12 protein-coding genes are annotated in these 14,460 nt (G+C 46.2%); 10 read left to right on the top strand and 2 right to left on the bottom strand.

Annotated elements, in window-relative coordinates; translation table 11 throughout:
* Window positions 1-170: 170 nt before the first annotated feature.
* On the bottom strand, window positions 171-758 hold the full coding sequence (locus K401_RS0116515) for a P-loop NTPase family protein (RefSeq protein ID WP_034620679.1): 588 nt from the start codon (window positions 756-758) through the stop codon (window positions 171-173).
* 580 nt (window positions 759-1,338) lie between these two features.
* Between K401_RS0116515 and mobA the strand changes: the two genes are divergently transcribed.
* From mobA to K401_RS0116545, 6 genes are all read left to right on the top strand, one after another.
* Window positions 1,339-1,923, top strand: a complete 585-nt coding sequence (mobA, locus tag K401_RS0116520; RefSeq protein WP_278246392.1) for a molybdenum cofactor guanylyltransferase — start codon at window positions 1,339-1,341, stop codon at window positions 1,921-1,923.
* A 20-nt stretch (window positions 1,924-1,943) separates the two neighbouring features.
* Window positions 1,944-2,732: a formate/nitrite transporter family protein gene (locus K401_RS0116525; RefSeq protein ID WP_027352416.1), complete on the top strand. Its 789-nt coding sequence runs from the start codon at window positions 1,944-1,946 to the stop codon at window positions 2,730-2,732.
* A 35-nt stretch (window positions 2,733-2,767) separates the two neighbouring features.
* Entirely contained in the window at window positions 2,768-3,253 is a 486-nt protein-coding gene (locus K401_RS0116530) for an NADH-quinone oxidoreductase subunit NuoE family protein (protein WP_024293989.1), read from the top strand.
* 19 nt (window positions 3,254-3,272) lie between these two features.
* A complete protein-coding gene (locus K401_RS0116535) occupies window positions 3,273-4,535 on the top strand; it encodes a complex I 51 kDa subunit family protein (protein ID WP_024293990.1) in 1,263 nt (420 codons plus the stop codon).
* 20 nt (window positions 4,536-4,555) lie between these two features.
* Complete coding sequence (gene fdhF / locus K401_RS0116540) at window positions 4,556-7,279, top strand: formate dehydrogenase subunit alpha (protein WP_498371134.1); 2,724 nt, start codon at window positions 4,556-4,558, stop codon at window positions 7,277-7,279.
* Window positions 7,280-7,353: 74 nt separating this feature from the next.
* Window positions 7,354-8,562 carry a molybdopterin molybdotransferase MoeA gene (locus K401_RS0116545; protein ID WP_024293992.1) on the top strand — a complete coding sequence of 403 codons (1,209 nt, stop codon included), beginning with the start codon at window positions 7,354-7,356 and terminating at the stop codon, window positions 8,560-8,562.
* A gap of 2 nt (window positions 8,563-8,564) precedes the next feature.
* Here K401_RS0116545 and K401_RS0116550 read toward each other — a convergent pair whose 3' ends face one another.
* The gene (locus tag K401_RS0116550; RefSeq protein ID WP_024293993.1) at window positions 8,565-9,851 is read right to left on the bottom strand and encodes a M18 family aminopeptidase; all 1,287 of its coding nucleotides are present in this window, start codon (window positions 9,849-9,851) and stop codon (window positions 8,565-8,567) included.
* 322 nt (window positions 9,852-10,173) lie between these two features.
* Between K401_RS0116550 and K401_RS0116560 the strand changes: the two genes are divergently transcribed.
* From K401_RS0116560 to K401_RS0116575, 4 genes are all read left to right on the top strand, one after another.
* Window positions 10,174-10,671, top strand: a complete 498-nt coding sequence (locus K401_RS0116560; protein WP_024293995.1) for a DUF5721 family protein — start codon at window positions 10,174-10,176, stop codon at window positions 10,669-10,671.
* A 147-nt stretch (window positions 10,672-10,818) separates the two neighbouring features.
* Window positions 10,819-12,822, top strand: coding sequence for a molecular chaperone HtpG (gene htpG, locus K401_RS0116565; RefSeq protein WP_024293996.1), 2,004 nt, complete (start codon window positions 10,819-10,821; stop codon window positions 12,820-12,822).
* A gap of 167 nt (window positions 12,823-12,989) precedes the next feature.
* On the top strand, window positions 12,990-13,277 hold the full coding sequence (locus K401_RS0116570) for a hypothetical protein (RefSeq protein WP_024293997.1): 288 nt from the start codon (window positions 12,990-12,992) through the stop codon (window positions 13,275-13,277).
* 230 nt (window positions 13,278-13,507) lie between these two features.
* Entirely contained in the window at window positions 13,508-14,350 is an 843-nt protein-coding gene (locus tag K401_RS0116575; protein ID WP_024293998.1) for a DegV family protein, read from the top strand.
* The last annotated feature ends 110 nt before the right edge of the window (window positions 14,351-14,460 follow it).

Below are 14,460 nucleotides of genomic sequence, written 5' to 3' on the forward strand. Positions count from 1 at the left end.
ACGAAGCCTAATATAACCATATAAGAGAAATAAAGATTTGAGTTTATAAAAAATCAGATTTTAATAATACCAACAAAATGTAAAAGCCAAAAAATGCAAATATAATCTAAGGGAAATCAGTAAACGGATTTCCCTTTATCGTACTGTAAAATATAAGCAAATATATTTCATTAGTTTAACTCTGAGAAATACAATTTTAATTTCTGATACAATTCCCCCTGAACAAAGTCGGCAAAAGACTCTTCATTTTGAGGAAGGATCACATCCGCATACCCCATCACAGCCTCTGCCGTAGGCTTTATACTGGAAGAAGTGCTGCTTTGTATCATAACAAAGAGAGCAGGTTCTGACACCAGGCGAACACTGTTGGATTCACATAGAACAAGGGTGCCCTCAGGGACTAATTTCAGCGCTTCCTCTAATGCCTCTCTTAAGTTTTCTTTAAAAGCCCGGATGAGATAGACTTGTTTTGCCCCGGCCTTTTTCAGCAGCATCGTATCTTTTGTCCCGGTGCCGGTCTCCGGTGTTATGTCAAAGCAGCCTTTCAGCCCTTTGCAGATTCCGCAGCCATGGCCTCCTCTGGGGCATATGTCTCCATGATCCCTTATGGTAATCAGCTTGAATGCAACAACAGGTATTTTATCCTGAAAGGCATGGATGATCTGAAGAGCCAGGGTTGTTTTTCCGCTGTTTCTCCCTGTCGCTCCAATCAGTACCATATTTCCGGCCTGCAGAAGTGTTTCGTTTTCTGTACTCATATTTACTCCGATCCCATTAAGCTGCTGCACATTTTTGGTAGAACAGGTACGATTATGTGCAAAATTTTTTTTATTATAACACTTTTCTAACGTGGTTTCAATGTGTAAAAAAATGCTGAAAGTCGTCAAAAATGCGTGATATATTTAACAAAATAAGTTTCCCCGGTTAAGGACTTAATTGTTACAGCTGACAAGTCTTTGGAATACATTGGCTAATTTTATATTACAAGAATATTGAAAAGCAAGGCATCCTGTATTTTACTGAAACAATTGTATATATTACCTGAAAAAAAGTTAGATAACAGAAGAAAAAGATTGAGAAAAACATAACAAAAAAAAGACAAAAAATTCTAAATTTGTGTATTGTGATCAAAAATAGATGGAACCGTTATACTCATTTGTACATATTGACATGGGCTTGACAGGGTGCTAATATAATAAAACATTCTAAAAAAGTTTTTTTGATTCTAAAAAAAATTTAGGTCTAAAAATTTTTCAGGAATTATAGTCCGGCGTTTTTATTGAAAAACAAAAACAGGGGGTGGTTTCTTTCGAAAATGTAAATAAAAAAATCGAGAATGTGACGGCCGTTATTTTATGCGGAGGCAAAAGCAGGAGAATGGGTTTTGACAAAGCATTTCTGATGGATGACCGGCAGTACTTGTTGCTGCAGACTGCCAGAGAGCTGCAAGGCCTGTTTGGGCAGGTGGTTCTGGTCAGCAATACAAAAGCCAAGTTTGACGGCCGGATGGATTTCACGGGACTTTCCATTTTAGAGGACCGGTATATGGAAAAGGGTCCCATAGGCGGGATAGGCACTGCCTTAGAACAGGTTCAAACAGAATACGTTTTCATTATGGCCTGTGATATGCCTTTACCGGATATTGGTCTTATAGGGCGGATGTACCGGAAGCTGGATCAGGAGCAGGTTTTGGTTTGCAGTCATCAAGGGAAATTAGAGCCTTTGTTTGCCTTTTACCATAAGTCCTGTCTTCCTGTTTTTAAAAAACAAATTGAAAAAGGAGAACTAAAGCCGCGCAGCGCTTTCCCGGCACTGAATGTGGAACTGTATCCCTTGAGCGATACGGAAATAAACGCCATAGTGAATTTGAACACACCGGAAGATGTAGAAAAATGGAACCAGAAAACAGTAAAAAATAAATGATGTTACATAAGGAGGGGGAAATGGGATTCTTTAGTCCGGCAGAAGTTTTGGATATTTTGGGAGACAAAGCTCAAATCAAAAAAAAGTTATCTTTTACAAGGTTATTTTTACTTTCTATCATAGGCGGTTCCTTTATCGCAGAAGGCTTTTTAGCCTGCATACGCGTTCAGGGTACCATGCCCGCCCAGTGGGGAAGCTTTGCAACCTTCCTCGGCGGCTGTCTTTTCCCCATTGGTCTCATGGCGATCGTGCTGGTCGGAGGAGAGTTGGCAACCGGAAATATGATGACAATGGCTGTGGGCCTGTTTCAGAAAAAGATTTCCTTTTGGGACGTATTTTATAACTGGGCGGTGGTTATGGCAGGAAATATGGTTGGAAGTATGATCGTCGCCTACTTTTTCGGTCATTTTGTGGGGCTGGCGGAAGGGGCCTTTTTGGCCAAGACCATGGCTGTTGCCAACTCCAAGATCAGCGACCCGCCTATGGTGGCCCTGGTTTCTGCTGTCGGCTGCAACATCTTTGTCTGTATGGCCATCTGGTTTGCTACCAGTGCAAAGGATTACGCTGCAAAGATGGCGGGAATGTGGTTCCCTATTATGATTTTTGTGGTTTTGGGATTTCAGCACGTGGTGGCAAATGCTTTTGTCATTCCAGCGGCAATCTTTTCAGGTGAGTCTTCCATCACCTGGATGAGTTACTTTCAGAATACAATAGTTGTCTTTGTCGGTAACGCCATCGGCGGAGCACTGGTTTTTGCCCTGCCATGCTTTTGGATGTATGGGCAGAAAGAGGACGCCAAAAAGGAATAAGAAGTAAAAAATAAAAGATAGAAAGGGTCATTGCAATGGATACTAGGGAAAGAGAAGAAAAGCTGAGGATCATCCGGCAGGATGGGGCAAAGCAGGAAAACATCTTGGAAATTTTAATTGATCTTCAGTTTGCTTCGGAAGAAGGCTATATAGACAAAGAAACTGCGGCCATGGTAGCTCAGGAGCTGCATATGACCGAAACCAGGGTATATGAGATTGTCAGCTATTATGCCATGTTAAAGGATAAGCCTCAGGCCAAATATGTCCTTAAAATCTGCAACAGTTCTCCCTGCCATTTTTCCCGTGCAGAAGAGGTGTGTTTATCACTGGAGAAAAAGCTTGGCATACCCATGGGAAAGACCACGGATGACGGTCTTTTTGCCTTCCACTATATTCCGTGTGTAGGCGCCTGCGACATCGGTCCGGTGATTAAGATCAAGGATACGGTATTCGGTAATCTCAGCGACGAGAAAATATCTTCTCTGATCGATGATCTGCGCAGAGGAAAAATAGCCGTATAGACTGAAAGGGGGAAAGAAAATGGCAATAAAAGAACCAGTCCTTTTAAAACGGGTGGGGAAAATGACTGATCCCACTTCTGTAGAAGAATATATAACACACGGCGGTTTTGCAGCGCTGCAAAAAGCCGTGACAATGGACAGGGAGGATATTTTAGGAGAATTAGATGCCGCCTTGCTTCGGGGAAGGGGCGGAGCCGCCTATCCGTTAGGCCGAAAATGGCGCCATTTATATGGCAGCACCGATACGCCCAAATACGTTGTCTGCAATGCGGATGAAGGGGAACCCGGCACCTTTAAGGATAAGCTGCTGCTGGAGAAGGATCCCCTCAGCATTATTGAAGGCATGCTGATCGCTGGATATGTGTTCGGTTCCAATGACGGTTACATTTATATCAGAGGAGAATACCGCCATATCCAGGCAGTATTCCATCAGGCGGTAAGCAATGCCCAGGCCGCCGGCTATCTGGGAAATAAGATTATTGGGATTGACGGGTTTGACTTTAATCTTCACATTGTTTCCGGAGGCGGAGCTTATGTCTGCGGTGAAAACTCGGCGCTCTTAAATTCCATTGAAGGCAAAACCGGAAGGCCAAGGGTGAAGCCTCCCCATCTGGCTGATGTGGGACTTTATTTAAAACCCACACTGGTAAATAATGTGGAATCCTTTGCCTGCGTTCCCGCTGTGATCAATATGGGGGGAGAAGCATTTTTTCAACTTGGCACAAAGGACGGGGGCGGCACCAAGCTCATCTGTTTATCCGGGCACATTAAGAACCGGGGCATTTACGAGGTGCAGCTTGGCACGCCTTTGGATGAGATCCTCTACAGCGAGGAATACGGAGGCGGCACTTCCACAGGAAGACCTGTTAAATTTTGTCATTTCGGCGGGCAGTCCGGTCCTATCGGGACCAGCGAACAGATCAAGGGCCGCCTGTATGATTACGGAGATTTCTGGTTTAACAAGCTGGCAGTGGGCTCAGGCGCCATTGTGGTAATGGATGACAGCGTAAGTGTTGTGGACTATATCACAAGCGTAATGGAATTTTTTGTTCATGAGTCCTGCGGCAAATGCACTCCCTGCAGACTTGGAACCACCCGTCTTTTGGAACTGCTCCAGAATTTACAGCGCCGTAAGGGCAGGCCCGGAGATCTTGAAAGGCTTGAAAAAATGCTGGAACATATTACTTATTTGTCCGCCTGCGGACTTGGCCAATCGGTATCAGTTTCTGTGAATTCCGCCTTAGCCGGCTACAGAGATGAATTCGAAGCCTGTATCAGTTAATGGAGAAGGAGGAAAATACTGTGTCAGAAACAGAGAAAAACAATTCTATGGTTGAACTGGAAATCGACGGGCACGCCATTGCCGTTCAAAAGGGAACCACCATTTTGGAGGCCTGTAAAACACTGGATATTGAGATTCCCACCCTTTGCCATATGAAAGATCTGGCTCCGGACGGGTCCTGCCGGATGTGTGTGGTGGAAATTGAAGGCGGAAGAAAAGGAGGGCTGGTCCCATCCTGTTCCGAGCACTGCGCTTCCGGAATGAAGGTGTCTACCAGGTCTGAGAGGGTGGTGGAGTCCCGGCGTTTTATCCTGGACCTTCTTTTGAGCAACCATGTACTCAGCTGCTTCAGCTGTGCAGCCAACGGGGATTGCAGGCTGCAGGATTACTGCCTTGAATACGGTGTGGAAAAAACCAGCTTCACCTTTGGAAAAAGGGTAGGGATGAATGAAGTGGACAGCAGCAATCCGTTTTTTTCCTTTCATCCGGAAAAATGTATCATGTGCCGGCGTTGTACCAGAGTATGCCAGCAGCTTCAGGGTCGGGATGTCATCAGCGTTTCCAACAGGGGCTTTGATGCCCGCATGAGCCCCAGCTATCAGCTTCCCTGGAGAGAATCCATTTGTGAATCCTGCGGAAACTGCGTGTCAAACTGTCCCACAGGAGCGCTCTCCTCCAAGGACCAGCAAAGGCATTACAGGGAATGGGAGGTTGAAAAGGTGCGGACCACCTGTCCTCATTGCGCCACAGGCTGCCAGATGGATTTACTAGTGAAAAACAACAGGATCGTGGGAGTTGATCCGGCTGACGGACCGTCAAACAGAGGTCTTCTGTGTGTGAAAGGCAAATTCGGCTCCTATAAATTCATTCATTCCGGAGACCGTCTCACTCATCCCCTGATTAAACGGGAAGGGAAATTTGAAAAGGCCAGCTGGGATGAAGCTCTGGACTTGATCGCCCGCCGGTTTACGGAAATCAAAAAGAAATATGGAGCGGATGCCAATGCCGGCTTTTCCTGCTCCCGGGCGCCCAATGAAGACAATTACGTTTTCCAGAAAATGATGCGGACGGCCTTTGGCACCAACAATGTGGATAACTGCGCAAGGGTCTGTCATTCCGCTTCTGTCCACGGCCTTGCCACGACCCTGGGCTCCGGTGCCATGACAAATCCTATCCAGGATATTACGGAAGACGTTGACCTGATTTTACTCATAGGTTCCAACCCCACCGAAGCCCATCCGGTTGTAGGTGCCCAGATCCGGCAGGCGATCCAAAGGGGGACGCAGATCATTGTAGTGGATCCGAGAAAGATTGATCTGGTTAAGGATGCGGTCATTCATATGCCCATCAAAGCCGGAACCAATATTGCATTTGCCAACGCAATGATCCATGTCATCGTCAAGGAAGGACTTGCGGACATGGACTTTATAAAGGAGCGGACCGAAGGCTTTGAAGAGCTGGCTGAAATCGTGAAGGACTATACTCCGGAAAAGGTTGCCAAGATCTGCCATATTGATGCGGAGGATATCCGCAAAGCCGCAAGGATGTATGCCAAGGCTAAAAAGGCTCCAATCATTTACTGTCTGGGTGTTACTGAGCATTCCACAGGAACAGAGGGCGTTATGAGCCTTTCCAATCTGGCCATGGCGGTTGGGAAAATAGGAAAATCAGGCTGCGGTATCAATCCTCTCCGTGGGCAAAACAATGTACAGGGAGCTTGTGACATGGGCTGCATGCCTTATGATTTCCCGGGATACCAAAAGGTGGCAAACAAGGAGATCCGGGAAAAGTTCGAAAAGGCATGGGGGGTTCCCTTAAGTGAAACCACAGGACTCATGTCCACCCAGGTGCTGCCGGGAGCCATTGAAGGAACGATTAAGGGGCTCTATATTTTCGGAGAAGATCCCATGGTCACGGATCCGGATACAGGCCATGTAGCCAAATCCCTGGAAAGCCTGGAGTTTCTCGTGGTTCAGGAACTGTTTATGACGGAAACGGCACAGTTTGCTGATGTGATTCTGCCCGGAACCAGTTATGGGGAAAAGGAGGGTACCTTCAGCAATACGGAACGGCGGGTACAAAGGGTGCGCAAGGCGGTGACTCTGGAAGGAGAAATGCGCCTGGATACGGACGTCTTTTACGATGTTATGAACCGAATGGGCTATTCCTGTGAGAGAAAAACAGCGTCTGAGATCATGGACGAAATCGCCGGCGTAACGCCGGCCTTTGGAGGCATCAGCTTTGAGAGACTGGACCGCGGGGAGACGCTTCAGTGGCCCTGCCTGGATAAGGAGAGCAAAGGTACCTATATTATGCACGTGGGGAAGTTTTCACGTGGCCTTGGATATTTTTATCCGGCAAAGTACCGGCCTTCCAAGGAGCTTCCTGACAAAGACTATCCGTTTCTGATGGTCACAGGCCGTATGCTCTACCATTACAACACCAGAGCCATGACAGGCCGGACGGAAGGGTTAAATGAAATCTGCGGAGACTCCTATATTGAAATCAATCAGGGAGATGCCGCCACTCTGGGAATTAAGGACGGAGACAAGGTCAAAGTATCCTCCCGCCGGGGTGAAATTGAAACCAGGGCAGTGGTAGGAGATAAGATGATGCCTTCCGAAGTATTTATGACCTTCCATTTCGCAGACGGAAATGTAAACAGAATCACGAATTTTGTGATTGATGATATTGCCCGCATTCCGGAATACAAGGTGTGTGCGGTATCTGTAAAACGCGCTTAATCTTATCATGAAAGAGAGCGGTGCTGCAAAATAAATTTTTCTGCAGAATGTGGCAAGAGGAAGGAGGAGCCTGATTGATCGAATTAGAAGAAGCCGTTGAACTGCTGGTGAACAGCGCAAAAATAGAAATGAAAACAGAAAAGCTGGACATTTTATCTGCCTTTGGAAGAACCTGTGGGGAGGATGTGACAGCCCCGCTCTCTGTTCCCCATTTCCCGAAATCAGGGATGGATGGGTATGCGGTCAGAAGTCAGGATACGAAAGGCGCTTCCAGGGAAACTCCGGTTCAATTTCAGGTGATTGGTGAAATATGCGCAGGGGATTATCTTTCCATCCAGGCAAAGCCTTGTACAGCGGTCCGGGTAATGACCGGAGCCATGGTGCCGGAGGGCTATGACTGTGTGATACGCCAGGAAGATACGGACTATGGACAGGAACAGGCAAAGGTATATGTGGAGGGAAGTCCCTGGCAGAACTATTGCAGGATCGGAGAGGACATTCAGGCAGGAACCTGCATTATCCCCAGACAGTCTCGTTTGGGCGCAGGGCATATCGGTGTTTTAGCCAGTATGGGAATCCGGGAAATTACGGTGCTTCGGGAGCCTGGAGTGGGTATCATTTCAACGGGGAATGAGCTTGTCCCTCTCACCGGCCCTTTGGGAAAGGTAGGGGTATATCCCAGCAGCGCTTATGCCATTGCTTCCCAGCTGAAAGCCCAGGGAGTCAAGGTGCCTTTTATGGAGATTTGTCCTGATGACTCTAATGCGTTTTCCCGCATGCTGGAGGAGAGAATTGGTCAGGCTGACGTGATTATTACCACCGGTGCTCTTTCCGTGGGGAAAAAGGATTTTCTTCCGGAAGCATTGGAGGAAATCGGTGCAGAAAGGCTGTTCCATGGAGTGAATATGCGTCCGGGCACGCCTGTTATGGCTAACCGGTATAAGGAGAAGCTGATTCTCAGCTTCTCCGGCTATCCCTTTGCGGCCATGGTCAATTTCCAGTTGTTTTTCTGGCCGGTTCTGGCAAGGCTTATGGGCGATGACTCTCTTTCCTGGAAGAAAACAAGGCGCGTGGTGACAGAGGGAAGCGCCAATGAGGCAAAAAAGAGGCGGTTTGTCCAGGCCTTCTGTGATGAGGCAGGTGTCCATATTTTTGACAGAAACCACCATTCCTCCGTTTTATCCGGAATGCTCCGTTCAAACTGCATCATTGACCAGAAACAGGGAACGGTTATTTCGTCGGGGGATATGGTGGATGTTCTCTTTTGGGGGCAGGAACGGTAAGATTATGCCTGAAAGAAGGCTTCTGCCAGCTTTACAAGAGCTTCCTGGTCCTTGGTTCCCATGACTTCCCTTGCGGAGTGCATGGCCAGAATGGGCACCCCGGCATCCACTGTGCGCATGGTGAGAAGGGCGGAAGAGATGCTTCCCAAAGTGGAGCCGCCTTTCATATCAGACCGGTTGGAGAACTTTTTATAAGGAATATGATTTGTGCGGCAGATTCCTTCTATGACTCCGGTGCTGGAAGCGTCGGTGGCATAGGCCTGGCTGGATGCCAGCTTAATGGCAACGCCGTCTCCCATGAGGATCTGGTTTTTAATGTCACATTTTTCTCCGTGGTTGGGGTGAATGGCATGGGCTACGTCCAGGGAGAGGAGAAAGCCGTTTAACACAATATTTAAAAAGGTTTCTCTGGAGTAACCAAGAGATAAGCAAATTTTTTCGAGAATGCGTTCCATCAAGGCGGAAGCAGCACCCTGCTTGGTGTGGCTTCCGATTTCTTCGTTGTCGTATAAGGCAATGACGTTGATGCCGTTTTTGCTCGGTCCTGTTGTGATTCCGTTTAGGCAGGCCTGCACGGATGTCAGGTTATCCAGGCGGGGAGAGGAGTAGAATTCGTTTTCTAAGCCTAATAGAGTTCCTTTTTCACAGTTATAGATGCAGATTTCATAGTCCAGAATGTCTTCTTTTTTTACGGCTGCCTCTTTTGCCAGGGCTTCCAGGAAAAAGTCTTCCTTGCTTAACTCATCCGTGATACGGGCAATGAGGGGAAGCATGTCTATCTGGGGATTGATGGCAACCCCGTCGTTGGCATCCCGGTTCATATGGATGGCCAGGTTGGGGATTGTGAGGAGGGGGCGGGAGAAATCCACAAATATGGTTTTTGGCTTCATGGGAGACGGGCCGGCTACGCAGACTTTTCCTGCCATGGATAAGGGGCGGTCAAACCAGGTCCCTAAAAGGGGGCCGCCGTATACCTCTACATTAAGCTTTCCGTATTTGAGAGAGGTGACCTCCGGGGAGGGTTTTACCTTCAGGCATGGCCAGTCTGTATGGGAGGCAGCCAGCTTAAGGGTAGGGGGGGTACTCAGCTCTTTTCCTATGGTAAATGCGATTAATGTGGAATCAAAGGCATTTATGTAGTAAGATCCGCCGGTTGTCAGCTCCCAGGGGGAAGCCAGGGGAAGTTCTTTGAAACCTGCGGCTGAAAGCTGGCTGGATGCTGCTGTGATGCAGTGGTAGGGGGAAACTGATGCGGCGATCAGTGATTCTAATTGTTGGATGTGATTCATATGTGGGGCCTCTTTTCTGGGTGTGGTGTTTGTTTTGGAGGTGAGATCCGCAGGGGAGCGGGTGAATCCTTTGGATTCACCCGCTCACGGGCAGTCGCCCTGTAAAACAGGGTACGAAAAGTTTTTCTTACGTGCGGGGCACGACGAAAAACTTTTCGTATCCTGTTTTGCCCTGCTCATTGCTTTCGTGGATAATATACCACAGAATAAGATGTTTTGGAATAGGGGGAGAGGGGGAAAGTTGGGAAATCCTGCGTTGACAGTCTGGGAGGTTGCGGTGTATAGTTAACGGATAAAGATTATAAAATGGGGAGAATTTGCCATGATTGCGCTGAAAATTGAGGACATTAAGCTCTTAACCTCCAAGCTGTTTGTAGGGGAAGTGTTTGATCAGTTTCTTGCTAAGGAAGCTGTGATTGCTACCTTTAATACATTTACCATTGACGGAACTGTGCGTTCCGGATACTACTCCAGGGAGGAACAGGAGGAAATGAAAATCGGACAGCTTTCCACCTGGGCCATGATGAAGCCTTTTTGTTTTTCACTAATTAAAGGAAAAAGGCTCCCCATCAGCTTCCGCATCATTCTGCAGATGTCAAAGGAGGGGACAGAGCGTTTCCTTGCTTCCCGTCAGATTCCATTTACGTCTGATCAGGTGAAGGGGCTGTACATCAATATCCGTTATGAGGAGGATAAACTCATTTGCGTAACAGGGACCTCTGTCTCTGTCTTTACTCTGGACAAGACCCTGGATGGGGAATGGGACCAGGCATTTAAAGGGTTTTTAAAACGCAACGAGATTCCATTTCTGGAGGAATAGAATTATTAGCACTCAAGTTAAATGAGTGCTGATTTTCTATTGACATTTCCACAACAGCGTATTAAAATATTCTTTGGTATACAAATTTGTGAGAATTCCATGGGAACATGGAAGCGAAATAGAAAAAAGAGTAAGGAGTGTTCTGATATGGCAAAAACAGGAAGTTTAACAATCAACAGCGAAAATATTTTCCCTATTATTAAGAAATGGCTGTATTCCGACCATGACATTTTCTACCGTGAGCTTGTGTCCAATGGCTGTGATGCCATTACAAAGCTTAAGAAGCTGGAAATTATGGGCGAGTGGCAGAAACCGGAGGATCTGGAATTTAAGATCGAGATCATTACCGACTCCAATGAAAAGACCATTACCTTTAAGGACAACGGTCTTGGAATGACTATGGAGGAAGTGGATGAGTACATCAACCAGATCGCCTTTTCCGGCGCTCAGGATTTCCTTGAGAAATATAAGGACAAAGCCAACGAAGATCAGATCATCGGCCACTTTGGACTTGGTTTTTATTCCGCATTCATGGTAGCCGACAGGGTCACCATTGATACCTTATCCTATAAAGAAGGGGCTGCTGCAGTTCACTGGGAGTCTGACGGCGGTACGGAATATGAGATGGAAGAAGGGGACAAGGCTGAGTTTGGAACCACCATTAAACTCTACCTTAATGAAGACAGCCTGGAATTCTGCAACGAATACCGGGGAAAAGAAGTTCTTGAGAAATACTGTTCCTTTATGCCTGTGTCAATTTATTTATCCAGCGCATCTTCAGAACCTCAGTATGAGACCATTGAAAAGGATGAGCTGACTGATAAGGATACGATCATCGAAACCATCATTGAGGAAGCAAAGACTGAGGAAAAGGAGAACGAAAACGGGGAAAAGGAAATCGTAGAGGTATCTCCTGCCAAGGAAAAATATAAAATCAAAAAGCGTCCGGTACCGGTCAATGATACCAATCCTCTGTGGAACAAGCATCCAAACGACTGCACGGAAGAAGAGTATAAATCCTTTTACCGCAAGGTGTTCCATGACTACAAGGAGCCTTTGTTCTGGATCCACTTAAACATGGATTATCCATTCAACTTAAAGGGAATCCTCTACTTCCCCAAGCTGAATTTAAATTATGACAGCCTGGAAGGAACTATCAAGCTGTACAACAGCCAGGTATTTATTGCGGATAATATCAAGGAAGTGATTCCTGAATTCCTGATGCTGTTAAAGGGAGTGATCGATTGTCCGGATCTTCCTCTTAACGTATCCAGAAGCGCTCTTCAAAACGACGGTTTTGTAAAGAAGATTTCTGACTACATTACTAAAAAGGTTGCGGATAAGCTGACCGGCATGTTTAAGACGGACCGTGAAAATTATGAAAAGTACTGGGATGACATCAATCCATTCATTAAATTCGGCTGCTTAAAGGATGAGAAGTTCGGAGAAAAGATCAACGATTCCCTCATCTTTAAGAATCTGGAAGGCAAGTATTTAACTCTTTCCGATTGCCTGGAGGAGAATAAGGAGAAGCACGAGAACAGCGTATTCTACATCTCTGATGAAAAAGAGCAGAGCCAGTACATCAACATGTTTAAAGAGGCAGGTCTTGATGCGGTTTATCTGACTCATAATATTGACAGCGCGTTCGTAGGCTATCTGGAACAGAAGAATGAGAATGTAAAATTCTTATGCATAAATTCCGATTTATCCGACATCTTTAAGGAAGAGGTAAAGGAAGAGGATAAAGAAGCCATGAAGGCAGATACAGAGGCCCTGACCCAGCTGTTCCGCAAGGCATTGGACAAAGAACACTTAGAGGTCAAGGTTGAGAAATTAAAGAATGAAAATGTATCTTCCATGATCACCGTATCTGAGGAATCCCGCCGTATGCAGGAAATGATGAAGATGTACACCATGCCTGGAATGGATCCTTCCATGTTTGGAGCAGGCGGTGAGACTTTGGTGCTTAACTACAACAATAAGCTGGTGAAATATGTGCTGGGTCACAAAGACGGGGCTCATACAAATGCCATCTGCGAACAGCTTTATGATCTGGCAGCTTTAAGCCATGGCTCTCTGACACCGGAACGCATGACGAAATTCATTGCCAGAAGCAATGATCTGATGCTTGTGATGGCAGAGGTATAAAAACCGGAATCCTATGATTTGGGGATATCTTTTTTCTCCCGGTTATGCTATATTAGATACAGTGATTTTTTATTGGCAGGGAGGAAATACCCTATGGGGACCTGCCCCGCTTGACCGGACATGTACCATGTGTCCAAATAGCACGGGCATTGAAAGGAGAAACGGTAATGAAGGAAAAGACGATGAAGATAAGGAAAGGAATGATGCGCCTGTTGCTGGTTCTTATGCTGGGCCTGTTTGCAGGTGCCGCACCTGGCACTGCATTGGTTGCTCACGCAGAGACAGTTGCTGTTTCAGAGGCCGCTGTACCGGCAGAAGGGGCTTCAGAAGATAACGGGATGTCATTTATAATGACTTTTTTTGGGGGAATTATGCTTCTGATTCTGTTTGTTGTCGTAGTCGTAGTGGCTTCCAGCATAAGTGCGGTAGGAGTATTTGATGTTCAAGAGGATTAATATCCGGCGGTAGAATGAGGATTTGTACTAATGAGGGCTTGTACTTTGGAAGTTTCTGGTACAGGTCCTTTTTTCTGCATTAATTAGGAAATCATTGGAATATAAGACTTATTCTTATGGCTAAGCGGATAGTGTTAAATTATTCTATTGACATCCGGGTCTGGTTTCTCTATAATATATGGTAATGAATACTACATGATAAGTTTCATGCCAGGAGGAAGGATAGAGATATGAGCTATAAAATCATTGGGGACAGCTGTCTGGATATTACGGCAGATTTAAAAAAAGATCCTCACTTTCAGATAATTCCCCTTATTTTACAAGTGGGAAATACTCAGGTTATCGATGATGAGACCTTTGATCAGAAAAGCTTTCTGGAGCTGGTGAAAAGCAGCAGTGAGTGTCCCAAAACAGCATGTCCGTCACCGGAGCTGTATAAAGAAGCTTATGAATGTGATGAGGATCAGATTTTTGTGATCACTTTGTCCGAGCATTTAAGCGGAAGCTATAACAGCGCTGTTCTGGGAAAAAAGCTTTACGAAGAAGAACATGGGAATGACGGGAAAAAGATCGCGGTTCTAGGTTCGGATTCGGCCTCTGCCGGACAGTTAAATATCGCTCTTTACGTCCAATCCCTTTGCCAGGCCTCCCTTCCATTTGAAGAGATCGAGGAGAAGGCAAGAACCTTTATCAAGAATATGAAAACCTATTTTGTCCTGGAAAGTCTGGACACTTTAAGAAAGAACGGCCGCCTTACAGGGCTTCAGGCCTTTTTTGCCACTGCCCTGAATATCAAACCGGTGATGGGCGCGGCTTCAGGCGTGATCATTAAGCTGGATCAGGCCAGGGGGATCAATAAGGCTCTGGCGCGCATGGTAGAGCTTGCCATCAAGGATGCAGGAGATACCAGGGATAAGGTTCTGGTCATTTCCCACTGCAACAACCGGCCGCGGGCGGAGCATGTAAGGCAGGAGATGTTAAAGCAGGCCAGGTTCAAGGATGTGATCATAGCAGAAACAGCAGGAGTTGCTACGGTATATGCCAATGACGGCGGAATCGTTATGACTCTTTAAAAAGTGTATAATAAATGCTTTACAAGTTTGGAAAAATATGTTAAGATGCACATAATAAAAGAACTGACTAGGTGCAACTGTAATGAATTGTGCAGGCATAACTGGTTATA

The organism is Lacrimispora indolis DSM 755 (genome assembly GCF_000526995.1).
Taxonomy (GTDB): domain Bacteria; phylum Bacillota; class Clostridia; order Lachnospirales; family Lachnospiraceae; genus Lacrimispora; species Lacrimispora indolis.

Excerpts from the sequence above, each read along its gene's own strand:
- htpG (WP_024293996.1), top strand. The coding sequence starts at position 10,819 with ATGGCAAAAACAGGAAGTTTAACAATCAACAGCGAAAATATTTTCCCT.
- K401_RS0116525 (WP_027352416.1), top strand. The coding sequence starts at position 1,944 with ATGGGATTCTTTAGTCCGGCAGAAGTTTTGGATATTTTGGGAGACAAA.
- K401_RS0116550 (WP_024293993.1), bottom strand. The coding sequence starts at position 9,851 with ATGAATCACATCCAACAATTAGAATCACTGATCGCCGCATCAGTTTCC.
- K401_RS0116515 (WP_034620679.1), bottom strand. The coding sequence starts at position 758 with ATGAGTACAGAAAACGAAACACTTCTGCAGGCCGGAAATATGGTACTG.
- K401_RS0116575 (WP_024293998.1), top strand. The coding sequence starts at position 13,508 with ATGAGCTATAAAATCATTGGGGACAGCTGTCTGGATATTACGGCAGAT.
- K401_RS0116560 (WP_024293995.1), top strand. The coding sequence starts at position 10,174 with ATGATTGCGCTGAAAATTGAGGACATTAAGCTCTTAACCTCCAAGCTG.
- K401_RS0116570 (WP_024293997.1), top strand. The coding sequence starts at position 12,990 with ATGAAGGAAAAGACGATGAAGATAAGGAAAGGAATGATGCGCCTGTTG.
- K401_RS0116530 (WP_024293989.1), top strand. The coding sequence starts at position 2,768 with ATGGATACTAGGGAAAGAGAAGAAAAGCTGAGGATCATCCGGCAGGAT.
- K401_RS0116535 (WP_024293990.1), top strand. The coding sequence starts at position 3,273 with ATGGCAATAAAAGAACCAGTCCTTTTAAAACGGGTGGGGAAAATGACT.